Source organism: Enterococcus sp. E4-223 (assembly GCF_035727065.1).
GTDB lineage: Bacteria > Bacillota > Bacilli > Lactobacillales > Enterococcaceae > Enterococcus_B > Enterococcus_B faecium.
The window spans coordinates 228,800-253,386 of record NZ_JAPMLH010000005.1 but is presented as its reverse complement, the minus strand read 5'-3'; the positions used below and the strand labels follow the sequence as shown (position 1 = coordinate 253,386).

Annotated in this window: 22 protein-coding genes and 1 other annotated feature; of the genes, 9 read left to right on the top strand and 13 right to left on the bottom strand. The window is 38.9% G+C overall.

Features of this window, described 5'->3' with window-relative positions:
• Window positions 1-692: 692 nt before the first annotated feature.
• The 3 genes from OS139_RS09040 (at window position 693) to serS (ending at window position 4,142) form a co-directional block, all read left to right on the top strand.
• Window positions 693-1,382, top strand: a complete 690-nt coding sequence (locus OS139_RS09040; RefSeq protein ID WP_002295268.1) for a response regulator transcription factor — start codon at window positions 693-695, stop codon at window positions 1,380-1,382.
• The gene (locus tag OS139_RS09035) at window positions 1,369-2,577 is read left to right on the top strand and encodes a sensor histidine kinase (RefSeq protein WP_002295267.1); all 1,209 of its coding nucleotides are present in this window, start codon (window positions 1,369-1,371) and stop codon (window positions 2,575-2,577) included. The genes OS139_RS09040 and OS139_RS09035 overlap by 14 nt, the downstream gene beginning before the upstream one ends.
• Before the next feature lie 38 nt (window positions 2,578-2,615).
• Window positions 2,616-2,821: a binding site (T-box leader), on the top strand.
• A gap of 49 nt (window positions 2,822-2,870) precedes the next feature.
• Entirely contained in the window at window positions 2,871-4,142 is a 1,272-nt protein-coding gene (gene serS, locus OS139_RS09030; protein ID WP_325066881.1) for a serine--tRNA ligase, read from the top strand.
• Window positions 4,143-4,812: 670 nt separating this feature from the next.
• On the opposite strand, the gene guaB is transcribed toward serS, so the two are convergent.
• From guaB to mnmE, 9 genes are all read right to left on the bottom strand, one after another.
• Window positions 4,813-6,297 (bottom strand): IMP dehydrogenase, encoded by a 1,485-nt coding sequence (guaB, locus tag OS139_RS09025; protein ID WP_002295264.1) that lies wholly within the window; start codon window positions 6,295-6,297, stop codon window positions 4,813-4,815.
• A 503-nt stretch (window positions 6,298-6,800) separates the two neighbouring features.
• Window positions 6,801-7,496 carry a DUF1129 domain-containing protein gene (locus tag OS139_RS09020; RefSeq protein ID WP_002299780.1) on the bottom strand — a complete coding sequence of 232 codons (696 nt, stop codon included), beginning with the start codon at window positions 7,494-7,496 and terminating at the stop codon, window positions 6,801-6,803.
• Between the two features lie 89 nt (window positions 7,497-7,585).
• Window positions 7,586-8,686 carry a redox-regulated ATPase YchF gene (gene ychF, locus OS139_RS09015; protein ID WP_002332032.1) on the bottom strand — a complete coding sequence of 367 codons (1,101 nt, stop codon included), beginning with the start codon at window positions 8,684-8,686 and terminating at the stop codon, window positions 7,586-7,588.
• 8 nt (window positions 8,687-8,694) lie between these two features.
• Window positions 8,695-8,886, bottom strand: coding sequence for a DUF951 domain-containing protein (locus OS139_RS09010; RefSeq protein WP_002293106.1), 192 nt, complete (start codon window positions 8,884-8,886; stop codon window positions 8,695-8,697).
• Window positions 8,887-8,906: 20 nt separating this feature from the next.
• The gene (locus tag OS139_RS09005; RefSeq protein ID WP_002299776.1) at window positions 8,907-9,797 is read right to left on the bottom strand and encodes a ParB/RepB/Spo0J family partition protein; all 891 of its coding nucleotides are present in this window, start codon (window positions 9,795-9,797) and stop codon (window positions 8,907-8,909) included.
• A complete protein-coding gene (locus OS139_RS09000; RefSeq protein WP_002288805.1) occupies window positions 9,784-10,551 on the bottom strand; it encodes a ParA family protein in 768 nt (255 codons plus the stop codon). The genes OS139_RS09005 and OS139_RS09000 overlap by 14 nt, the downstream gene beginning before the upstream one ends.
• A gap of 11 nt (window positions 10,552-10,562) precedes the next feature.
• Window positions 10,563-11,276 carry a 16S rRNA (guanine(527)-N(7))-methyltransferase RsmG gene (rsmG, locus tag OS139_RS08995; RefSeq protein ID WP_002332031.1) on the bottom strand — a complete coding sequence of 238 codons (714 nt, stop codon included), beginning with the start codon at window positions 11,274-11,276 and terminating at the stop codon, window positions 10,563-10,565.
• Between the two features lie 231 nt (window positions 11,277-11,507).
• Complete coding sequence (mnmG, locus tag OS139_RS08990) at window positions 11,508-13,409, bottom strand: tRNA uridine-5-carboxymethylaminomethyl(34) synthesis enzyme MnmG (RefSeq protein WP_002299775.1); 1,902 nt, start codon at window positions 13,407-13,409, stop codon at window positions 11,508-11,510.
• A gap of 16 nt (window positions 13,410-13,425) precedes the next feature.
• Window positions 13,426-14,823 carry a tRNA uridine-5-carboxymethylaminomethyl(34) synthesis GTPase MnmE gene (mnmE, locus tag OS139_RS08985; RefSeq protein ID WP_002307290.1) on the bottom strand — a complete coding sequence of 466 codons (1,398 nt, stop codon included), beginning with the start codon at window positions 14,821-14,823 and terminating at the stop codon, window positions 13,426-13,428.
• 298 nt (window positions 14,824-15,121) lie between these two features.
• Between mnmE and OS139_RS08980 the strand changes: the two genes are divergently transcribed.
• Window positions 15,122-15,505: a hypothetical protein gene (locus OS139_RS08980; protein WP_002303984.1), complete on the top strand. Its 384-nt coding sequence runs from the start codon at window positions 15,122-15,124 to the stop codon at window positions 15,503-15,505.
• A gap of 167 nt (window positions 15,506-15,672) precedes the next feature.
• Here OS139_RS08980 and jag read toward each other — a convergent pair whose 3' ends face one another.
• The 4 genes from jag to rpmH form a co-directional block, all read right to left on the bottom strand.
• Window positions 15,673-16,431 carry an RNA-binding cell elongation regulator Jag/EloR gene (gene jag / locus OS139_RS08975; RefSeq protein WP_002295258.1) on the bottom strand — a complete coding sequence of 253 codons (759 nt, stop codon included), beginning with the start codon at window positions 16,429-16,431 and terminating at the stop codon, window positions 15,673-15,675.
• A gap of 17 nt (window positions 16,432-16,448) precedes the next feature.
• Window positions 16,449-17,267, bottom strand: coding sequence for a YidC/Oxa1 family membrane protein insertase (locus OS139_RS08970; RefSeq protein ID WP_002332030.1), 819 nt, complete (start codon window positions 17,265-17,267; stop codon window positions 16,449-16,451).
• Window positions 17,264-17,620, bottom strand: coding sequence for a ribonuclease P protein component (gene rnpA, locus OS139_RS08965; protein ID WP_002295255.1), 357 nt, complete (start codon window positions 17,618-17,620; stop codon window positions 17,264-17,266). The genes OS139_RS08970 and rnpA overlap by 4 nt, the downstream gene beginning before the upstream one ends.
• Window positions 17,621-17,737: 117 nt before the next feature.
• Window positions 17,738-17,872: a 50S ribosomal protein L34 gene (rpmH, locus tag OS139_RS08960; protein WP_002293121.1), complete on the bottom strand. Its 135-nt coding sequence runs from the start codon at window positions 17,870-17,872 to the stop codon at window positions 17,738-17,740.
• 522 nt (window positions 17,873-18,394) lie between these two features.
• On the opposite strand from rpmH, the gene dnaA reads away from it, so the two are divergent.
• The 5 genes from dnaA (at window position 18,395) to gyrB (ending at window position 24,582) form a co-directional block, all read left to right on the top strand.
• On the top strand, window positions 18,395-19,729 hold the full coding sequence (dnaA, locus tag OS139_RS08955; protein WP_002288360.1) for a chromosomal replication initiator protein DnaA: 1,335 nt from the start codon (window positions 18,395-18,397) through the stop codon (window positions 19,727-19,729).
• A 197-nt stretch (window positions 19,730-19,926) separates the two neighbouring features.
• Window positions 19,927-21,057 (top strand): DNA polymerase III subunit beta, encoded by a 1,131-nt coding sequence (dnaN, locus tag OS139_RS08950; protein ID WP_002288361.1) that lies wholly within the window; start codon window positions 19,927-19,929, stop codon window positions 21,055-21,057.
• A 228-nt stretch (window positions 21,058-21,285) separates the two neighbouring features.
• Window positions 21,286-21,528, top strand: coding sequence for a S4 domain-containing protein YaaA (gene yaaA, locus OS139_RS08945; RefSeq protein WP_002295251.1), 243 nt, complete (start codon window positions 21,286-21,288; stop codon window positions 21,526-21,528).
• A complete protein-coding gene (gene recF, locus OS139_RS08940) occupies window positions 21,515-22,639 on the top strand; it encodes a DNA replication/repair protein RecF (protein ID WP_002288363.1) in 1,125 nt (374 codons plus the stop codon). Before yaaA ends, recF begins: the two co-directional genes overlap by 14 nt.
• Window positions 22,636-24,582 carry a DNA topoisomerase (ATP-hydrolyzing) subunit B gene (gyrB, locus tag OS139_RS08935; protein ID WP_002288364.1) on the top strand — a complete coding sequence of 649 codons (1,947 nt, stop codon included), beginning with the start codon at window positions 22,636-22,638 and terminating at the stop codon, window positions 24,580-24,582. The genes recF and gyrB overlap by 4 nt, the downstream gene beginning before the upstream one ends.
• The last annotated feature ends 5 nt before the right edge of the window (window positions 24,583-24,587 follow it).

Below are 24,587 nucleotides of genomic sequence, written 5' to 3'. Positions count from 1 at the left end.
TTGCTTGCTTGTTAAAAATGTTTGTTGTCTTGAATTGAATCAAGACGCCCTACACATTTGGTTTGTCTTACTTTGTTCAGTTTTCAAAGGTCTACTTCATCGGGAGTGTTTCCCGATTCATTTTTGGCTGCCGTAGCAACTTTTATATCATATCAGAGAGACAAGCGATTGTCAACTCTTTTTTAAAAGTTTTTTTCGATTTCGTTTTTCGAAATCTTTCAGCAACTCATTTATCATAACTTATCGTTTGTTATTTGTCAAGAACTTTTTTGAAGTTTTTTCGATAGAATCAAGCTTCACAAGTGGTTCTTTTTTAACGACTCAGTTATCTTATCATGTCATTTCCAACATGTCAACAACTTATTTTTTATTATTTAATAAGTTATTGGTGTTCTTTTGAACAAATAATAATATATCAACATCACATGTGAAAGTCAATAAGAAAATGCTTATTTATCAACATTTCTAGCTTATATGATCATTGGTTAGTTCTGGTCCTTTTTCGTTCGTCTTTATAACTCCGTGAGACGTAAAATCCTTTTGTTTTCAGTTTAATGTTCATGTTCTTGTCTTATTCACACCAACTAGATGTCTCACCTTCTAAAATTTTCCTTAACAAAGTGCTGCTTTTATCTATTTCTGCTTTTTTTTGCTAGAATAATAGTAACAATATGACTCTGGAGGATTTATTTATGAAAATTTTGATTGCTGACGATGATAAAGAAATCGTTGAATTATTAAGTATCTATGTTCACAATGAGGGGTATGAAGCAGTAAAGGCTTATGACGGGAAGGAAGCATTATCTAAGATTAGAACAATTCCCGATATTGAATTACTTATCTTGGATATCATGATGCCTGAGATGGATGGGATGCAAGTAGTGAAAGAGCTACGAAAAGAATCCCAAATACCAATCATTATGCTGACAGCAAAAACTACTGATATGGATAAGATCAAAGGACTGGTCGCTGGTGCAGATGATTATGTGACCAAGCCATTTAATCCGTTAGAAGTAATGGCTAGAGTAAAGTCTTTATTACGGCGTACAAAAATGCAGATTGCCCCAGATCAGCCTGATGTATTAGAAGTAAATGCATTAATCATCAATAAAGACTCTCATGAAGTTAAAACAATCGATGGGAAAGAAATCCAGTTAACAGCTTTGGAATTCGGTATCCTCTACTTGCTTGCTAGTCATCCTAATCGAGTATTTAGCGCGGATGAAATTTTTGAGCGTGTTTGGAAACAAGAAAGTATTGTCTCTGCTAAAACTGTCATGGTTCACGTTAGTCATTTAAGAGATAAGATTGAAGAAGCAACTGGTGGTGAAAAAGTCATTCAAACCGTTTGGGGAGTGGGCTATAAAATTGACGCAAGATAGTAAACGAGCAACTGAAAAACGCCGTCGGATCAATTTGACTTCAAAAGAAATCAGCGAATTGTTAGCGGAAGGAATCATCACGATTATCCTTTTGCTTCTATTAAATGTTTCTATTCTGGTTGTTATCAGTTCGGTGATCAACAGTTCACCTTCTTTGACGAATGCGATTTGGGATTCAAAGAATATTTTTGCAGAACGATTGAACACTGATTTGTTCTGGAACGGCCGGAATTTTATTATTCCCTTTTTCTTCCTATTAGATATTGGTGTTTTGTATTGGCGCTTGATTCGAAGATATCGCCAAATGCAATTGCGGCATATCATCAGCGAACTTCACTACATCGCAAACGGAAATTATGATCATCGTATCCCTTTTGAACTGAGTGGTGACTTAAGCCGAGTGGTAACAAGTATCAATGGATTGGTGGATAGTACCGTAGCAGCGATTGAAGACGAACGTAAAATCGAAAAATCAAAAGATGAATTGATCACGAATGTCAGTCATGATATCCGTACCCCACTCACGTCCATCATTGGATACCTAGGACTGATAGAAGATGGCCAGTATCACTCAGAAGAAGATCTTTTAAAGTATACGCATACTGCTTATATCAAAGCAAAGCAGATGAAATCTTTAGTGGACGACTTATTTGAATACACTAAGGTACGCCAGCCTGCTGTCCCGGTGAATTTTTCTGCCTTTGACATGATCCAGTTGATCGAACAGTTAGCAGCTGATTTTGAGTTGGAAGCTTCTAAAAAAAATATCCAAATACTTGTTCAATCAAAAGTAGACTCCCTTATCATGGATGGCGATACCGAAAAACTTGTACGTGTCTTCAATAATCTTTTGACGAATGCGTTGAAATACGGAAAAGGAGCAACGAAGATCGTAATCGAAGTAGAACGTATCGGTTCAGAAGTTGTTGCAACAGTCAAAAATAATGGAGCAATGATCCCACAACAGGCAATCGATAATCTATTCGACCGTTTTTATCGTGTAGAAGAATCTCGTTCACAAGCAACTGGAGGAACTGGACTTGGTTTAGCAATCGCTCAAAGCATTGTGGCTTTGCACGGCGGATACATTTATGCAAAATCAGATAAGCAATGGACTTCTTTCATCATGCACCTTCCAATCAAGAAAAATGAAAAATTACCTATTGATACACAGGAAGTTATTGACGAAAGCTGAAATATTCGCTATTCTTATTACAATTATTAGAATAAATGAAAAACACAGAACCCAGTACACTTTATTCTTTTTCAGAGAGCTGATGGCAGGTGTAAATCAGCAAAGGATAATTTGGAAGTTCCAGTTCGTTTACGTGCCCTTTCGAAATAAGAAAGGTCGGTTCAACAGCCGTTATGTGTTCAACAAGTGCAGCTGACGCTGAACTTGGGTGGTACCGCGAATTTCAGACTGATTCGTCCCAAGAATAATGGGATGGATCAGTCTTTTTTTATTTTCAAAAAGGAGGAAATCATATGTTAGATGTAAAAATGATGCGACAAAATATTGAAGAAGTACAAGAAAAATTGATGACTCGGGGCGTAAAAAAAGAAACATTAGCTGAATTCATGGAACTAGATGAAAATCGTCGTAAGCTACTAGTCAAAAGTGAAGAATTAAAAAAATATCGAAATGATGTTTCTGCTGAGATCGCCCAATTGAAGCGTGCAAAAGAAGATGCTTCTGCTAAAATCGCTGAAATGAAAGAAGTCGGTGGCAACATCAAAGCATTGGATACTGAAATTGCTGAAGTGGATGAAAAGTTGAAACAAATTGCAACTACTTTGCCAAACCTTCCCCATGATTCTGTGCCAGTTGGAACAGATGAAGAGGACAATGTAGAAATCCGTCGTTGGAGCGAACCACGTACATTTGCTTTTGAACCAAAACCACACTGGGAAATTGCAGAAAATCTTGATATTTTAGATTTTGAACGTGGCGCAAAAGTAGCCGGTAGCCGTTTTGTCTATTACAAAGGATTAGGTGCTCGATTAGAACGTGCAGTCTACAACTTCATGCTTGATCAGCATATTTACGAACACGGCTATACTGAAATGATCACTCCTTATATCGTCAACAGTAAAGCGATGTTTGGTACGGGACAATTTCCAAAATTCAAAGAAGATGTTTTCCAATTGGAGAATACTGATCTAACGTTAATCCCAACAGCTGAAGTACCATTAACTAACTATTATAATAATGAAATTTTAGATGGTGCAGATTTACCTATTTATTTCACTGCACTAAGCCCTGCTTTTCGTTCTGAAGCCGGAAGTGCTGGTCGGGATACACGAGGACTGATTCGTCTTCACCAATTCAATAAAGTAGAAATGGTCAAATTTTCGGATGCAGAGCATTCTTACGAAGAATTGGAAAAAATGACAGCTGATGCAGAAGATATCTTGAAAAAATTGCATTTGCCTTATCGTGTGATGGCCTTATCAACTGGAGACATGGGCTTTTCTGCAGCTAAAACTTATGACTTAGAAGTATGGATACCTGCACAAGATACTTATCGTGAAATCAGTTCTTGTTCTAACTGTGAAGATTTCCAAGCACGCCGCGCAATGATCCGTTATCGCGATAATGATGGAAAAATCCACTATGCTCATACTCTGAATGGTTCAGGACTTGCAGTTGGCCGTACAGTAGCTGCCATTTTGGAAAATTACCAAAATGAAGATGGTTCTGTCACAGTTCCAGAAGCGCTCGTTCCTTATATGGGGAACCTGAAAGTTATTAAATAAAGAGGCTGTGAAAAAGCCGCTTAGTTTCGAGTATTAAGAAAAATTTTGTGAAAATGGCTTTCCACATTTTTGCATAAATTGGACTTAATACCGAGAAACTGGCTTTTGAACACCATTTATCGAGAGGTTGTGAAATCAGCGAATTAACCTGAGTATTAGAGAAAAAAATGAAAAAATAGCTCCTCATATTTTACCGTTTTTTGAGCTAATACCGAGGGTTAGTTGATTGAACACCATTTATCGAGAGGTTGTGAAATCAGCGTCCTGGCCTGAGTATTAGAGAAAAAAATGGAAAAATAGTCCCTCATATTTTACCGTTTGTTGAACTAATACCGAGGGTCAGCTGATTGAACACCGTTTAGTGGAGAGGTCGTAAGCCTCCCCCCCAGCTCCGAGTTACAAGGAACAAATTCAAAAAACAGCTCTTCATATTTTATGAATGTTGTACTTGTGATTCGGAGGTGGCAAGGGAACACTGTTTATTCAAAAAGAGGCTGGGACAGAAGCGTTTAACTCCAAGAAATAAGAAGAAATTCACGAAAATTGCTTTTCAAATTTTTTTGAATTTCTTCTTATTTCCGAAGGAGTTGCTTCTACTTCCGCCGTTTATACGTGTTTAGAGCGTGAGACAAAAGTGTTCTTTACTTTTGTCCCACGCTCTTTAATGTTTTTAAGATTCAACTGAATAGTTTGGTGCTTCTTTTGTGATTTGTACATCATGAGGGTGTGATTCTTTTAATCCACTGCCGCTCATTTGGATAAATTGCGCTTCATCACGTAATTGCTGTAGATTCGCTGCCCCAACATAACCCATTCCTGAACGCAAACCGCCGATCATTTGGAAAATAATATCTGCAACACTTCCTTTATAAGCAACCCGACCTTCGATTCCTTCTGGTACTAATTTATTTGCTTCATTGACACTACCTTGGAAGTAACGGTCTTTTGAACCTTTTTCCATCGCGCCTAATGAGCCCATACCTCGGTATGTTTTGAATCGACGTCCTTGGAAGATTTCGAATTCACCTGGTGATTCATCTGTCCCTGCCAACATACTTCCTAGCATCACTGCATGTCCGCCGGCAGCTAATGCTTTGACGATGTCACCAGAATACTTGATCCCTCCGTCTGCAATAATCGCTTTGCCATATTGACGAGCAACTGATGCTGCATCATAAATAGCTGTGAGCTGAGGTACACCTACACCGGCTACCACACGTGTCGTACAAATCGATCCTGGTCCGATACCAACTTTTACGACATCTACACCTGCATCATATAAAGCTTTTGTCGCTTCAGCCGTCGCAACGTTTCCTGCAATCAATGTTGCATCTGCAAAAGTTGAACGGATTTCTTGAATTTTTCGGATCACACCTGCACTATGTCCATGAGCTGTATCGATGATGATTGCATCTGCCCCTGCTTCTAATAAAGCATTCGCACGCTCAAATGTATCGCTTGTTACACCAACGGCTGCTGCTACAAGCAATCGACCATGTTCATCTTTTGCTGCATTTGGAAATTCGATCACTTTCTCGATGTCTTTGATCGTGATCAATCCGCTTAAACGACCTTCGTTATCTACGATTGGTAATTTTTCGATTTTATGTTTTTGCAAAATCTTTTCTGCATCTTTGAGAGAGGTACCTACTGGGGCAGTCACTAAGTTGTCTTTTGTCATCACATCAGCAATCGGCATGTGATAATCTGTTACAAAACGCATGTCGCGGTTTGTAATTATCCCTACCAATTTTCTGTTTTCAAGTGTTTCAACGATTGGCACACCACTGATACGATATTTGCTCATCAATTCTTCTGCGTCTGCTACAAGATGCTGTGGCGTTAAGAAGAACGGATCAATGATTACGCCACTTTCAGAACGTTTGACTTTTCTTACTTCATCCGCTTGCTGGCTGATTGTCATGTTTTTATGGATCACACCTAGTCCGCCTTGTCTTGCCATAGCAATGGCCATCTTGCTGTCGGTAACAGTATCCATACTTGCACTGATGATTGGAATATTCAACTTAATATTTTTAGCTAATTGTACGCTCATATCCACTTCGTTTGGTAACACGTGACTTTCTGCTGGTATCAATAAGACATCATCAAAAGTAAATCCTTTTTTCGTGAACTTTGTTTCCCAGTTGGACATTTTTAGTACCACTCCTCTAATTTAGTTTATCTATTAAAATAATTGATTTTTTCATTTAAGTCAATGATCTACTTGGAATCAAGTTAGCTTTCTCATAGAATACCAATATAAAGCGTTTACATCTGTGTGTATTAAAAGAGATTGTAAAAAAGCTGTCCTGCATCAAGTAATAAGAACAGCCAATCAAAAATAGTTTTTCATATTTTTGAATTGGTTGGGTTTATTACCGCAGATGCAAACTTTTGAACACCGTTTAAGGAAGAGGTTGTGAAATCAGCGTTTTGACCTGAGTATTAGAGAAAAAAACGGAAAAATAGTTCCTCATGTTTTGCCGTTTGTTGAGCTAATACCGAGGGTCAGCTGATTGAACACCGTTTATCGTAAAAAAGGACTGTGACAAGACTTTTGTCACAGCCCCTTACTATTATTTAACTATGGATAAACAAAATGAGGTTCTTTACTACCCCTAGATATCTAGCAAAATAGCTGATCTTTTTGCTAGTTTATCTTCTTGGGACGGATAAACTTCCAATAATCCCGTATTTTTTCTTCAAGTAGTAACGGATTGCTAAAGCAGCTGCCCCGATAATGATAACTACTACTGGATCTAATACTGGATTGATAACTGGCGGCAATAGTGTTGTCGCAGAAAACAGTACGACCCAAAGAAGTGTCGTTCCACCTAGGATAAGCAATGTCTTACCCATTCCTGGTTTCTTGCTTCGATCTGCTCCGGGATATTCATATTGATAGATGTATTTGTACATCATATAAAAGACCCAGCCACCGATTGCAGAACCTAGAACGAGTGTAGAAAAGCCATAAGCTGGCGTTGTTCCACGTGAAAACAATCCGGTAATCGCAATCATGATACTTAATAGACCAAGCAACAGCAACGTATTATCTAACCACATCAATAAAGGGGTGGATGAATTTTTTACTTCTGCTGGCTTATTAATGATTGCTTCCGTTCTTTCAGAGACTGTCCCAAACAATTGACGGGCTGTTCTTCCGCCTTTTTGTTCTGCAACTAAAGTAGGCAGAATGTCATGAAGGGCTTTTACTTTTTCTTCTTCAGACAAATTCGCTGCTTCTAAAGATTTTTTCAAATCAAAAATGTACTGTTGATTTCTTTTGGTTAATTTTGTTTCTAAACTATTGTTTTCTTTTACGATTGCTCGTAATTGTTCTGGTTCCATTATCTAATAGTCCTCCTTAGCCGTTCCTTTTCTCAACGGTCGTCACAAAAGACATTCTACCATATTCTACAGCTAGTTTGATAGCCCTTTTACACATTAAAGCGGAATAACATTACATCGCCGTCTTGTACGACATATTCTTTTCCTTCTAATCGAACACGTCCAGCTTCTTTTGCTGCATGCATGTTTCCGTAATGATCCAAGTCTTCAAAAGAGACAGTTTCTGCACGGATAAATCCGCGTTCGAAATCTGAATGGATGATTCCTGCTGCTTGTGGTGCTTTGATTCCTTTTTTGAATGTCCAAGCACGTACTTCTTGTTCCCCAGCAGTAAAGTAAGTAGCTAAGCCTAACAAATCATAAGCAGCACGGATCAACTGATCCAAACCTGATTCTTCGATTCCTAAAGCTTCTAAAAATTCCGCTTTGTCTTCTTCATCTAATTCTGCGATTTCTTCTTCTGCACGAGCACTGACCACGATCACTTCTGCATTTTCTTCTGTAGCAAAGTTGCGCACTTCTTGTACATAATGATTCGCGTCTGCATCTGCTACGTCATCTTCTGAGACATTGGCTACATAAAGAATTGGTTTTGTCGTCAATAAAAATAGTGATTTAACGATTTTTTGTTCTTCTTCAGTAAATTCGATCGTTCGGGCAGATTTTCCTTCTTCCAGTACAGGTTTGATTTTATCCAGTACAGCTAGTTCTGCCACTGCATCTTTATCTTTGGTTTTAGCAACTTTTGCTACACGAGTATAGCGTTTGTTGATAGATTCTAAGTCTGCTAACACTAGTTCCAAGTTGATCGTATCAATATCTTCTAGTGGATCAACACGTCCTTCTACGTGAGTAATATTATCATCATCAAAACAGCGAACAACGTGACAAATAGCGTCTACTTGGCGGATATGGCTTAAGAATTGATTTCCCAAACCTTCTCCTTTACTTGCGCCTTTTACGATTCCAGCAATATCTGTAAATTCAAAAGTCGTCGGAACAGTTTTTTTCGGATGTACAAGTTCTGTTAAGCGTTGCAAACGCCAGTCAGGTACTTCTACCATCCCTACGTTAGGGTCGATCGTTGCAAAGGGATAGTTTGCTGCTTCTGCTCCTGCTTTTGTGATCGCATTAAACAAAGTTGATTTTCCTACGTTGGGCAACCCAACAATTCCAGCAGTCAATGCCATAAATTTATTCACTCTTTCTCTGCATTTTTTTCAATTACTTTTTTTAATTTCTTTTCAAAATCTCGACGGGTCATCATGACGATATGTCCGCAATTCATACATCTGATTTTGATATCTGCGCCCATTCGAATGACTTCCCAGCGATTCGTCTGACAAGCGTGAGGTTTTTTCATTTCAACGATATCGTGCAAGTCGTACATAAAAATAGCCTCCTTTTTGTTTATTCTTCATCAAATTGAATATCCAATATATCAAGAATCCTTGTCAAATCTTTTTGAGAAAGGTATTCGATCTCGATTTTTCCCTTCCCATCTTTTTCTTGAATAGCTACACTTGTACCAAATTTATCCATCAAACGATCTTCGCTTTCTCGGATATAATATGGTTTTTCCTTTGCTAGCCTTGGGATTTTTTTCTTTTCTTTTCCATCATTTTGATTTAACTCAGAAACAAGCTGTTCCAGTTGGCGGACAGTTAAATTTTCAGTTACTGCACGATTGGCTAATTTCAAAATCAATGTTTTATTTTTTAAACCTAACAGCGTACGGGCTTGTCCCATAGATAAACGCTGATCTTGTACCATTTCCTTGACAAGATCCGGTAAAGAAAGCAAGCGCAAATAATTGGCGATATAAGGTCTGCTCTTTCCTAAACGACTAGCTACTTCTGCTTGTGTTAGTTTCAGGTTTTTCATCAGCATCTCATATGCTTCTGCTTCTTCTAACGGATTCAGATCTTCTCGCTGCAAGTTTTCCAGCACTGCTACTTGCATCATCGCTTCTTCGTCAAAGTCTCTAACGATAGCAGGGATCGTTTCTTTTTCAGCTAGTTTGGACGCTCGAAAACGTCGCTCCCCTGCAATAATCTCATATCCTTTTACTGCGGAACGGCGTACGATGATGGGTTGAAAGACACCTGATTGTTCAATAGAATTAGCTAGTTCCTGCAAAGATACTTCTTCAAATGTTTTACGGGGCTGATACGGATTTGGTCGCAGCTCATTCAATGGTAGCTGGACAACGGTATCATCTTTTACATCCACCGTCTCTAAGTTTTCTAAATCTTGAAACAGTGCATCGATTCCTCGGCCTAATCCTTTACTTTTCTTCACGACTTACCACTTCCTTTGCCAATGCTTGGTAGACTTCAGCTCCTCGAGAACGTGGATCGTAGTCGATGATCGGTTTTCCATGACTAGGTGCTTCTGATAAACGAATATTTCTTGGAATGATCGTTTCGTAAACTTTTTCGCGGAAGTATTTACGTACTTCTTCTACGACTTCATTTCCCAGATTTGTTCGTGCATCATACATTGTCAGTAAGACTCCCTCGATCTCTAATTCTGGATTAAAGTGTTTTTGAACTAAACGAACCGTATTCAGTAATTGGCTTAATCCTTCCAATGCGTAATACTCACACTGAACAGGTATCAAAATCGAATCACTTGCTGTAAATGAATTGATTGTCAGATGGCCAAGAGAAGGCGGGCAATCGATCAAAATATAATCATACTGACTGCTTACTTCTGCTAAAGATCCTTTTAATCTTGATTCTCTTGCCATCATTGACGTCAATTCGATCTCTGCTCCTGCTAATTGGAGAGTCGCAGGCACAATACTCAAATTTTCGTGTTCAGTGATCAAAGTTGCCTCATCAATTGGCAATTCATTGACTAGAACATCATAGATGTCTCTTGTCACATCAGGTTTTCTGATCCCGACACCACTGGTAGCATTTCCTTGTGCATCCATATCCACTAGCAATACTTTTTTGCCAAGGCTAGCAAGACAAGCACCTAGATTCACCGTCGTCGTTGTTTTGCCGACGCCACCTTTTTGGTTCGCAACAGATATTATTTGTGCCATCTCTTCTCCTCCTATTTGATTGGCTGCTTATTAGGCAGTCCGGGCTTTCTTGGGTATTTCTTTGGGGTTGGTTTCTTTTTTTGAATAACGATGATATGCCGTTGGTCAGAGACATTCGGCAAGGTAACCGCCTCTTCTTTGAGGAATTTACCACCTAATAAACCAATCGCTTGTTTTGCTTCTGTCAATTCCTCTTCACTTTTTGCTGCTTTCAATGCATAAAAATAGCCTTCTTGTTTAGCCAAGGGCAAACACAATTCCGCTAACACATTCAAACGAGCAACCGCACGAGCAGTGACAAGGTCAAATGATGCACGAAAGTGAGGATTTTGCCCAAATGTTTCTGCCCGGTCATGATATAAGGAAGCATCGATTCCTAATAATCGGGTTAACTCAGATAAGAAGGTTATTCGTTTATTCAGAGAATCAACGATCGTTATCTGCAGTTCTGGAAAGGCAATTTTTAAAGGTATGCTAGGAAACCCTGCCCCCGAACCGACATCGCATAAAGATAAAGGCTGCGTAAAGTCTACTTCAAATGCTAATGTAAGTGAATCGTAAAAATGCTTCAGATATACGTCTTTTTCATCCGTAATAGCTGTAAGGTTCATCTTTTCGTTCCATTCGACTAATGTCCGATAATAAATAGCGAATTGATTCATTTGATGATCGGTAAGCTCTATCCCTTTTTCTGCCAAGGATTGGCGAAATTCTTCTGGTATCATAAATATTCCTTTCATTGTGAAACAGCAATTGTTTCACAGATTCTCTCCCTACTTTAACGCAAAATCTCTAGACATGCAATCCTTCCATATGGATTCTTAAAAATTTGAAAAGTAAGAAAAGCCGATAGACTTTTTCTTTCTAGTATGACTCATAAAATATACACAGAAGAGAGAACTAGCTTTGAGCAATTTCTGCAAAAACTAGTTCTCTCTTCTATTTATTATTACGTATTACGCTGGTTCACTGACTTTCGCAATCTTCCCTTGTTCGATATAGACCATTAAGATACTTAGGTCTGCAGGGTTTACGCCACTGATTCGGCTAGCTTGGGCAATTGTTTCTGGTTGGATTTTCTGCAATTTTTGTTTTGCTTCTGTTGCTAATCCGTTGATTGCTGCGTAGTCGATGTTTTCTGGAATCTTTTTCGCTTCCATGCGTTTTAATTTTTCTACTTTTTCCATGGCTTTTTTGATGTAGCCTTCATATTTGATTTGGATTTCTACTTGTTCGATTTCTTTTCGTGTCAATTCTTCATTTTCTGGAATAAACCGTAGAAGATCTGCATAAGTAATCTCAGGACGTCTTAAAAAGTCGCTTGCTAGTACACCATCTTTTAATGGTGCCGCATTAATCGTTGCTAAAAAGTCTTGGACTTCTTCTGTTGGTTTGATTCGTACATTCATCAAACGTTTGATTTCTTGTTCAACTGCTTCTTTTTTCTTCAAATAATTCTTGTATTGATCTTCTTTTACTAAGCCTACACGGTGACCCATTTCTGTTAATCGCAAATCTGCATTATCATGACGTAAAAGCAGACGGTATTCAGCACGTGAAGTCAGCAAACGGTAAGGTTCGTTCGTTCCTTTTGTTACCAAATCATCGATCATGACACCGATGTAACCGTCACTTCGTTTGATCACTAAAGGTTCTTTTCCCTGAACTTTCAAAGCTGCATTGATACCGGCAATCAGCCCTTGTCCAGCCGCTTCTTCATAACCGCTTGTACCATTTGTTTGTCCAGCTGTATAAAGATTTTCAACGACTTTAGTTTCTAATGTCGGACGGAGCTGGTGTGGCTCTACTACGTCATATTCGATAGCATATCCTGTACGCATCATTTCTACTTTTTCTAATCCAGCAATAGAATGAAGCATGTTGACTTGAACATCCTCTGGTAAAGAAGTGGATAAACCTTGAACATAGACCTCTTCCGTATTTAAGCCTTCTGGTTCCAAAAATAATTGATGACGTGGTTTGTCTGCAAAACGCACGATCTTATCTTCGATGGATGGACAATAGCGAGCGCCTACCCCTTCAACGATCCCTGTAAACATTGGGGCACGATGTAAGTTGTCTCGAATAATTTGGTGAGTCGTCTCACCTGTATAGGTCAGCCAGCAAGATTCCTGATCTAGTTTATAGGCACTATCTGGTGTGCTGAAGCTAAAATGATTTGGCTCTTTGTCACCAGGCTGCTCTTCTGTAACAGAATAGTCGATCGTACTTGATTTTACTCGAGGCGGTGTTCCTGTTTTGAACCGTTCGATAGCAAAGCCAAGTTCTTTTAGATGATTCGCTAGTCCAATAGAAGGTTGAGAGTTATTCGGACCTGATGAATATTTCAATTCACCGATAATGATTTCTCCGCGAAGTGCTGTTCCGGCTGTAATAACAACTGCTTTGGCCCGGTAGCTCGCTCCTGTGGACGTCACTACTCCATGACAAACACCATCTTCGACGATCAGTTCTTCGACGATTCCTTGTCTTAGCGTCAAATTTGGTTCTTTTTCGATCGTATGTTTCATTTCTGTTGAATAAGCATGTTTGTCTGCTTGTGCTCGCAATGCTCGGACAGCTGGGCCTTTTCCTGTGTTCAACATACGCATTTGGATATAGGTTTTATCGATATTCTTACCCATTTCTCCGCCTAACGCATCGATTTCTCGAACGACAACGCCTTTAGCTGGTCCGCCTACAGAAGGATTACATGGCATGAATGCTACCATGTCCAAATTTATTGTCAGTAATAATGTTTTTGATCCCATACGTGCAGCAGCAAGTGCAGCTTCTGAACCGGCGTGTCCTGCGCCAACAACGATCACGTCATACGCATCTGCTTCATAATGTTCCAATCGTTTGTTCCTCCTTTTATTTTCCTAAACAAAATTGACTGAATAATTGAGTGATTAGCTCATCTTGTACACTGTCGCCGACAACTTCTCCTAGATAGTCCCAGCAACGCGTCATATCTATTTGAACGAGATCCACAGGCATTCCTGCATCAATACCTGCAATGACTTCTTCAAGTGAGAGGGAAGCTTTTTCTAACAACGCGATATGGCGGGTATTAGAAACATAAGTAGCGTCTCTTTCTCCTGTTTCTCCGCTGAAGAATAAATCAGAAATAGCTGATTCCAAACGATCTAGTCCGTCGTTTTTAGCTACGGAAATTGAAAAAACTGGTTCATTTTCGATCAATTTCTTCAATTTTTCTTGTTCCAGCTGTGCTGGCAAATCTGTTTTATTTAGAAGAATGATCCGTTTCAATCCACTTGTCGCTTCCAATAATTGTTCATCTTCTGCTGTCAGTGGTTCGCTTTGGTTTAGAACAAGTAAGATCAAGTCTGCTTCTGCTAATGCTTTTCGGCTTCTTTCGACCCCGATCCGTTCCACCACATCTTCTGTTTCCCGAATTCCAGCTGTATCGATTAGCTTGAGCGGTACCCCCCGAACATTGACATACTCTTCGATTACATCTCGAGTCGTTCCTGCAATATCCGTAACGATTGCTTTTTCTTCTCTTAACAAATGGTTTAACAAACTTGATTTGCCGACATTTGGCCGGCCGATGATTGCCGTACTTAACCCTTCCCGCAGAACCTTCCCTTGCTTGGATGTAGCAAGTAGCGCTTGGATTCTTTGTTGGATCATCTGCGCTTTTTCAAGCAATAACTTCGTAGTCAATTCTTCGACATCATCATATTCTGGATAATCAATATTTACTTCTACTTGTGCTAATGTCTCTAAAATCTCTTGTCTCAATGAGCGGATCAAAGCAGACAGATTGCCGTCTAACTGATTAAGAGCTAGTCCCATTGCTTTGTCTGTTTTTGCCCGAATCAAATCCATCACAGCTTCTGCCTGTGAAAGGTCAACACGACCATTCAAGAATGCTCGTTTTGTGAATTCGCCTGGCTCAGCTAATCTTGCACCTTCTCTTAACAATAGCTGCAAAATTTGATTGACTACAACGATCCCACCGTGACAATTGATTTCTACTACATCTTCCCGCGTAAATGTCTTTGGTGCTCTCATCACGGAGACCATGACTTCATCGACAAGCTGATTGCTCTTGGGATCAACGATATGTCCATAATGGATCGTATGACTTGGTACTTCTGATAATCGTTTGTTTCCAGATTGATAAACTTTATCTGCTAGTTGCACAGCTTGATCGCCACTTAAACGAACGATACTGATTGCACCTTCTCCAGGTGGGGTAGAAATTGCCGCAATCGTATCAAATTCTAAAGTAATTTCAGCCATTTTTTCACTTCCTTTTTCATTTTGCGCACAAAAAAAGTGCCCACTCCACCCTTTATGTACAATAAACGGTGAACTTCGCACTTTGACTGCTTGTTCTTGATTAAATTCTGGTCATAGATTATCACACTTGCTATAAGGAATCAAGTGTTTAAAACAATTAGATGAAGTTGAGCCTGTTCTGCTTCCATTACCTTATATTTAATTGTCGTTGGATGTCTCTTTGCGTTCTTTGGTTTATTCGAAGAGAAGATACTGTATAAACAAGGCTTTATCTTTCTTAAAAAAAACGGTACACTAAATGGTAGCGCTATCTAAACTATACACTTTTGAAAGGAGAAAATATGTGAGCCCGTTCAGATCTGCTGCATTGGAAGAAGAAAGTGACCCTCGGATCAACGATGTCGTTTTATCTACAGGGAATATCAACCAGAAATATATCGTCCGCGATATCGTTTTTGTTGTGGAATGCTTAGAAGCTGATTTGTTTGACCCATCTTTTCCCAAAGATGACCTTTTCTTAACAACGAAGAGGAAATTAAAGACGAAGGTACTTGAATATGGTGCGAATGCAGTAATCAACTGTCATTTTGAGTATCAGCAAAAAAAACGCGACGGAAAGTATTTTCTGGAACTTTTTGCTTATGGAACAGTGATCCAATTTATCCAAACAACGATTGGTTAAATGAAACAGACAAAAAAAGCGGATCAAAACTGAAGACAGTTTCGATCCGCTTTTTTCTATCAAAGTTAGTGACTACTTCATCGTATACTCTGATAAGAATGATTTCTAGTAAAATATACTTGGTTTGAAAAACTTTGTCAACGTGATTTATTCAAAAAGTAATGGAATCAATAATATTTTTTAGCAGGTTCTACTACTAAATAACGATAAGGTTCCTCACCTTCCGAATGTGTTTTTACATGTTCATCTTTGCTTAATGCAGCATGGATTTGTTTACGTTCAAATGCAGGCATTGGTTCTAAGAAAACAGGCTGCCCTGTCCGTTTTACTTTTTCAGCCGTGCGATCAGCTAAACGCTGAATGATCTCTTGGCGCTTTTCACGGTAATTGCCTACATTGACTACTACAGACAGCTTATTTCTTGCTAAACGATGGATGAAGACTTGTGCCAGATATTGCAATGCATTCAGTGTTTTTCCATGTTTCCCAATCAGTATGCCTTGCTTTTGTGTTTCTAAATGGAAAACAACCATATTATTTGATTCTCTTTCCATTTTGACAAGAGCTGGAGCATCAAGCTGTTTTGAAATTTCAGTAAGATAAACTGCCAATTCCGTTAAAGCTGCTTCATCACCTAGCTCACTTACTTCTTCTGTTTTTTCTTCAAGAATCGTTTCGTTGACTACCTCGATCTCAGCTGTTGGTTCTTCTTCCAAAATTTCTTCTACAGTCTGTTCTACTGTTTCAGAAACTTTTTCGCTGATACTTGGCTGGATCGAAAGCCGTGCATTCTTTCGACCCATTCCTAGGAAACCTTTTTTTCCTTCTTCCAGTATTTCGATTTCGACTTGGTCTTTGGCCAAACCCAAATCAGCCAGACCCAGTTGGACAGCTTCGTCTATTGTTGCAGCTTCATAAATCGGCATTAGCATTACCTCCCCTATTATTTCCGTTTTTTCTTAGGATTCATTGCTTTCTTAAGAGCACGTTCTCTTTCGCGGATTCTCCGTGCTTCTTCTTCACGCTCTTTTCGAATTTTGAAAGGGTTGTTGATCAGCAGCGTTTGTACAACTTGGAAGGCATTGGAAACTACCCAGTATAATGAAAGACCGCTGGCTAAATTGACACCCATCACTAAAATCATTACAGGCATCACGAAATTCATGATCTTCATCGATGCATTGGATTCAATCTGACTCATGCTAGATAGATACGTACTTGCAAAAGTAAAGATTGCTGCTAGAATCGGCAAAATAAATGTTGGATCCGCGTTCCCTAAGTTCAACCATAAGAAATGCCCTTGTTTCAACTCTGGTACACGTGAAATAGATTGCCATAACGCCATCAAGATTGGCATTTGTACTAATAAAGGAAGACAACCAGCATATGGATTGACGCCATTTTCTGCATATAAACGCTGCTGCTTTTCTCTTAACTTACTTTGTGTTTCCGGATCTCTTGAACTATATTGTTGCTGCAGTGCTTTTAATTTCGGTTGTAATTCTTGCGTTTTACGCATGCTCTTTGTTTGGAAATGCATCAACGGCAATAGGATCACGCGGATGATCAATGTAAATAAAATGATCCCTATCCCTGCATTACCAAATGACAACGCCTTGATCGCCTCAGCAAAGTAATAAACAATATAACGATCCCAAATTCCTGTACTCTGTGCGCTGACTTCCCCAGTTCCGCAACCGGATAAGACGATGACCAAACTAACGATACCGGCCATCAAAAGTAAACGTTTGTATTTCTTCACTTACTCTTTTCCTCTCTGTCGATTATTTTTGCAAGTTTTAAGACGTGGACTAAATTGGAGCGAACCTCATCATAAGTCAACCCCTTCACACTTGGTCTAGCAATCACAATAAAATCCAACTCCGGATCAATCTCTTCTTTTATAGAATAAACTGCTGCTCGGATTTTTCGTTTGACTTCATTGCGGTTTACCGCGTTGCCGACCTTTTTTCCTACAGATAAACCAACTCGAAAATGAGGCTGTCCCGGTTTTTCCAAACGGTAAACGACGAATTTGCGGTTAGCAAAAGAATCTCCCGTATGGAACACGGCTTGAAACTCTCGTTCTTTTTTTACTCGATACGCTTTTCTCATTAGTTTTCTTTCCTTTTCTATCTCTCACTTACGCTCATAATCATACCATAATTACGATTGTCCTTTCATCATTTCCCTAAAAAAGAGTATAAAAAAAACCACTGAAACCCCAGTGGCCTAAGCTGAAAGAACTTTTCTTCCTTTGCGACGACGGCTAGCTAACACACGACGTCCATTTTTAGTACTCATACGTTTACGGAATCCGTGAACTTTTTGACGTTTACGTTTATTTGGTTGGTATGTTCTTTTCATATATTCCACCTCCAAAATGTTCTTATCTATTTTATAAACACAGACATACTTTGATAGTATAACGACAAAGTAGTGATTTTGTCAATATAAAATAGAAGATCGATTGTTAAAACTTATCCACAAGATTATTTTTTTCTATGGGAATCCTATGTGGAAAAAGTTATGCACAGGGATTATCCACAGATAATAAATGGCTGGTTTTACACAGAAAACACACGTGTAAAAAAAGTAATCCACAATCAGGCGATTTCCTGTGTATTCCGTCTCCTAACTATTGGTATATCTGTATTTTTTATCCACAGACGCAAGAGGAAATCTATTGGTTTTTACGAGTTTTCCACCTGTGCATTAGTGGTGTGGAAAACTTTTTTTGACAACTGTGTTTTTCTCTTTTTTCTTTTTGTCGATTGTGTGGATAATTGTAATTAAAAAATTTTTTTCTTCGGTTTCTGTGGAAAACTATTGAAAAAAATGCTAAATTAGTACTAGTTATTCACTTTTTAATGAAGGAGGAGGCCTTATATGGTATCCCTCGATGCTTTATGGAATGAATTAAAAGCAACATACCAAAAGGATTTATCGCCTGCTAGCTATAATACATGGATCGAAACAGCGAACCCTCGAACCCTTGATCAAAACCAGCTCGTTGTTGAGGTTCCTAGCAAGATTCATAAAGAATATTGGGAAAAAAACCTGGCGACAAAAATCGTTGAAGTCGGTTATATGTTATCAGGAAATGAGATTATCCCTCGCTTTATTACTGGCGAAGAAGCAGAGCAAGAAGAAGTTATAGAAGAAAAAAATCCAAAAGTTGTGGCACCTAGTCCGCTAAAAAAAGCCATGCTGAACCCTAAATATACCTTTGATACGTTTGTCATTGGTAAAGGAAACCAGATGGCTCATGCAGCAGCGCTCGTTGTAGCAGAAGATCCAGGTTCTATTTATAACCCGCTCTTCTTTTATGGAGGCGTGGGACTTGGTAAGACTCACTTGATGCATGCAATTGGTCATCAAATGCTGCAAAGTCAGCCTAATGCCAAAGTAAAATATGTAAGCAGTGAAACTTTTGCTAATGATTTCATCAATTCGATCCAAAACAAAACAGCAGAAGAGTTCCGTCAAGAATATCGAAATGTTGATTTACTGCTAGTGGATGACATTCAATTTTTTGCAGAAAAAGAAGCTACGCAAGAAGAGTTTTTCCATACTTTCAATGCCTTGTACAATGAAGGGAAACAAATCGTACTAACCAGTGATCGGTTGCCAAACGAGATTCCGAAACTGCAAGAACGCCTTGTTTCTCGCTTTGCATGGGGGCTGTCTGTTGATATTACACCGCCGGATCTTGAAACAAGAACAGCGATTTTACGTAAAAAAGCGGCGGCTGAACGTCTAGAGATCCCAGATGACACACTAAGCTACATCGCAGGACAAATTGATTCTAACATTCGTGAATTAGAAGGTGCGCTTGTTCGAGTGCAAGCTTTTGCTGCGATGAATAGTGAAGATATTTCGACTAGTCTAGCTGCAGACGCACTGAAAACGTTAAAATCAGGAAAAGGACATCCTCAATTGTCAATCCTGCAGATCCAAGAAGAAGTGGCAAAGTATTATCACATCCAATTGAAAGATCTCAAAGGAAAGAAACGCGTCAAATCTATTGTTGTTCCTAGACAAATCGCTATGTATTTGGCACGTGAGCTCACAGATAATTCTTTACCGAAAATCGGAGCTGAATTCGGTGGCAAGGATCATACAACGGTTATCCATGCTCATGAAAAAATCCAGCAGCTGATGGATTCTAGTGTCAGTATGCAAAATGAAGTATCAGAAATCAAAAACTTTTTACTAAATTAATTTGTCGATTCTATCAACTGAAAATAGCATGTGGATAAAAGAAAAAAACGTTCAAAAGTTATACACACTTTTTCCACAGCTGTTTTTTCGTTTCTCTCTTACGTTTTTTGAGTTTTCCACAGAATCAACATGCCCTATTACTTTTATTATTCTTTTTAACTAATAATAAATAAACAAACATTCAAAGGAGATACATCATGAAAGTTACTTTAAACCGAGCTAGCTTTATGCAGGAATTGCAAACTGTTCAACGAGCTATTTCAAGCAAAACCACGATCCCTATTTTGACAGGTGTAAAAATCACACTGACACAAGAAGGTTTGACTTTGACGGGGAGCAACGCTGATATATCAATTGAAACTTTTTTGTCTGTTGAAAACGAAAAAGCAAATATGCAAATCGAATCTACTGGTTCCATTGTTTTACAAGCACGTTTCTTTAGCGAAATCATTCGGAGACTTCCTGAAGAAACATTTACTTTAGAAGTTTTAGAAAATAAACAAGTAGCGATTACTTCTGGAAAAGCGAATTTTATCGTAAATGGATTAGATGCAGATAACTATCCTCATCTTCCTGTTGTCGAAAGCCATAACCAGATGAAATTACCTGTACACGTATTGACTAAACTAATCAACGAAACAGTTTTTGCTGTCTCACAACATGAGAGTCGTCCAATCTTGACAGGTGTGCATTTCATTTTATCTGATAATTCTTTATTGGCTGTAGCTACTGATTCTCACCGTCTAAGTCAACGCGTGATTCCAGTAGAACAAGCGGCTGATCATTTTGATATTGTTATTCCTGGAAAAAGTTTGATCGAATTATCTCGCTCATTAACAAATGAAGAAGAGATCGTCGAAATCAGCATTATGGAAAACCAAGTGTTGTTCAAAACAGAAACGATGTATTTCTATTCCCGTTTGCTAGAAGGAAACTATCCTGATACCAATCGTTTGATTCCTTCAAGTTTTAATACAGAGGTTGAATTTTCTGTTCCTAGCTTTTTAGCGGCGATCGAACGGGCTTCTTTACTTTCTCATGAAGGCCGTAACAACATCGTTCGTTTATCTATTCGTCCAGATGCGGTTGTTTTATACGGAAATTCGCCAGAAATCGGGAAAGTAGAAGAAAGCTTGAGTTATACAGCAAGCAGTGGCGATCCATTAGATATTTCTTTCAATCCGGATTATATGAAAGCAGCGTTGCGTGCATTTGGAGATATGAGCATCAAAGTGAAATTTATCTCTGCTATTCGTCCATTTACATTGGAACCAACGGAAGATGGCGTTCAATTTATTCAGCTGATTACTCCTGTACGTACAAATTAACAATGATTTTCAATGTTCTTGAAAATTTAATTGAAAAGAAATAGAAAAAATAAAATTTTAAACAGAAGGCCCTAAAATCTCTTTTAAGGCTTTCTGTTTATTTTTGTTTAAATCACCTTTTTTAGATTAAATCGTCTTATATGGAAAAATATATGGATAAATTTGTTTTATTGCGAAAAAAAAGGTATAATAGAGTATACTTTTAATAATGAAAATGAGGGATGGGCATTGAAACAACAAGTCATTCTAAATACGGAATTCATGACGTTGGGCCAAATGTTGAAAGAAGTCACAGTTATCGGTAGTGGCGGACAAGCAAAATGGTATTTGGCAGAAAACACTGTGTTAGTCGATGGCGAACCAGAAAATCGTCGTGGACGCAAACTTTATCCCGGCATGATGGTTGAAGTTCCAGAAGTAGGAACTTTTTTTATGGTAAAAAAAGGAAACGACGATAATGAGGCTGAATAAGCTGTATTTAAAAAATTATCGAAATTACGAAGAGCTGAACATCGAATTTTCCAAGAACCTCGTCATCTTTTTAGGAGAAAATGCGCAAGGAAAAACGAATCTTTTAGAAAGTATCTACGTATTAGCTATGACGCGAAGTCATCGGACAAGTAGTGAGCAGGAATTGATTGGCTGGACTGACGATCAGGCGATGATTCAAGGAGAGATCACAAAAGGTTCATCCACTCTTCCATTAGAAATCTTATTATCTAAAAAAGGCCGAAAAACCAAGATCAACCATATCGAACAGAAAAAGTTAAGTACTTACGTGGGACAAATGAATGTCATTTTATTTGCACCAGAAGATCTTTCTTTAGTAAAAGGCAGCCCGCAGATCAGGCGGAAGTTTTTAGATATGGAATTAGGCCAGATCAATCCAATCTATCTTTATGATCTTGTCCAATACCAAGCAATTTTGAAACAAAGAAACCAGTATTTAAAGCAATTGAATGAAAAAAAACAAACTGATTTGCTTTATTTGGATATTTTGTCCGAACAACTAGCAGCGTTTGGCAGCAAAGTATTGAAAGCAAGAGCACAGTTCGTCAAGCGATTGGAGTTTTGGGCTAATTCTTTGCATCAGCAAATCACCCATCAAAAAGAGCAGCTGGAAATCGAGTATCTCACCGCAGTCGATTCTTTAGAAACACATACGCAAGAGCAAATCCAAGAACAATTTCTCGCACTTTTGAACCAAAATAAAAAGAAAGACCTTTTTCGGGGAACAACGACAGTTGGTCCTCATCGTGACGATCTTTCCTTTTTTATTAATCAGAAAAATGTGCAGACTTATGGATCGCAAGGACAGCAAAGAACAACTGCACTAAGTGTCAAATTAGCAGAAATCGATTTGATTAAAGAAGAGACAGGGGAATATCCAATCCTTTTGTTAGATGATGTGATGAGCGAGCTGGATGATAATCGTCAACTCCATCTGCTAGAAACAATCGAAGGAAAAGTTCAAACGTTCTTAACAACAACGACACTTGACCATGTAAAAAATAAAATGACTGTTGAACCTGAGATTTTTTATGTTCAACAAGGGAAACTAAAAGGAGAAGAAACTGAATGACAGAAGAAAGAAGTTTAGTAGAACGCGCTAAAGAGTATGATGCCAGTCAGATTCAAGTACTTGAAGGACTTGAAGCCGTTCGTAAACGACCTGGCATGTATATCGGTTCGACTAGTTCTGAGGGTCTGCATCACCTTGTTTGGGAAATTGTCGATAATTCGATCGATGAAGTATTAGCAGGTTTTGCAACGAAAATCCATGTGATTATTGAAAAAGACAACAGTATCACCGTTATTGACGACGGTCGGGGGATACCTGTAGATATCCAGGCAAAAACTGGACGTCCTGCAGTTGAAACGGTCTTTACTGTTTTACATGCTGGAGGAAAATTCGGCGGTGGTGGGTACAAAGTTTCTGGTGGACTTCACGGAGTAGGATCTTCTGTTGTAAACGCGCTTTCTACACAGCTTGATGTCAAAGTATACAAAGAAGGAAATGTGTACTATCAAGAATATCGTCGTGGAGCTGTAGTGGACGACTTAAAGATTATCGAACAAACGGATCGCCATGGAACAACGGTTCACTTTACGCCAGACCCTGAAATTTTTACAGAGACAACTGAGTTTGATTTTTCAAAATTGGCTACCCGGATCCGTGAACTTGCTTTCTTGAACCGCGGGATGCGTATATCGATTGAAGACAAACGAGAAGAAGAACCAGTCATCAATGAATACCATTATGACGGCGGGATCAAAAGTTATGTCGAATACTTGAATGCAAACAAAACCGTGATTTTTCCAGAACCTGTATATTTGGAAGGTGAACAGCAAGATATCGCAGTTGAAGTCTCTATGCAATATACAGACGGCTACCATTCCAATATCATGAGTTTTGCCAACAATATCCATACGTATGAAGGCGGAACACATGAATCAGGATTCAAGACTGCTTTAACTCGTGTGATAAATGATTATGCCCGAAAACAAAAGCTGATGAAAGAAAATGACGACAACTTGACCGGTGAAGACGTGCGAGAAGGATTGACAGCTGTTATTTCTATCAAGCATCCTGACCCTCAATTCGAAGGACAAACAAAAACAAAATTGGGCAATTCCGAAGTACGGACAGTCACTGATCGGTTATTTAGCGAACATTTCATGAAATTCTTGCTGGAAAACCCAAGTGTGGGCCGTCAAATTGTTGAAAAAGGATTACTAGCTTCCAGAGCTCGTCTAGCAGCGAAACGTGCGCGTGAAGTAACGAGACGTAAAGGTGCTTTAGAGATTAGTAATCTGCCAGGAAAATTAGCGGACTGCTCTAGCAACGATCCTGAAAAATGCGAATTGTTCATCGTCGAAGGAGATTCGGCCGGCGGATCAGCTAAGCAAGGTCGTAATCGAGAGTTTCAAGCCATCTTGCCTATTCGTGGGAAAATCTTGAATGTTGAAAAAGCAAGCATGGACAAGATCTTGGCAAATGAAGAGATCCGGTCTTTATTTACTGCTATGGGTACAGGGTTTGGAGAAGATTTTGATGTATCGAAAGCTCGCTACCACAAATTAGTTATCATGACTGATGCCGATGTCGACGGCGCGCATATCCGTACATTGCTGCTGACTCTTTTTTATCGTTACATGCGTCCTATTGTTGAAGCTGGATACGTCTATATTGCTCAGCCACCTTTATACGGGGTAAAACAAGGGAAGAATATTACGTATGTACAACCAGGAAAAAATGCAGAAGAAGAGTTGAAACAAGTCGTTGCTTCACTTCCTGCCTCACCAAAACCAAGCGTTCAGCGTTATAAAGGACTTGGAGAAATGGATGATCATCAACTATGGGAAACAACTATGGACCCAAGCAATCGGATGATGGCCCGCGTCAGTGTGGACGATGCTATTGCAGCAGATCAGATATTTGAAATGTTGATGGGGGATCGAGTAGAACCCCGTCGTGCATTCATCGAGGAAAATGCACACTATGTGAAGAACTTAGATATTTAATCATG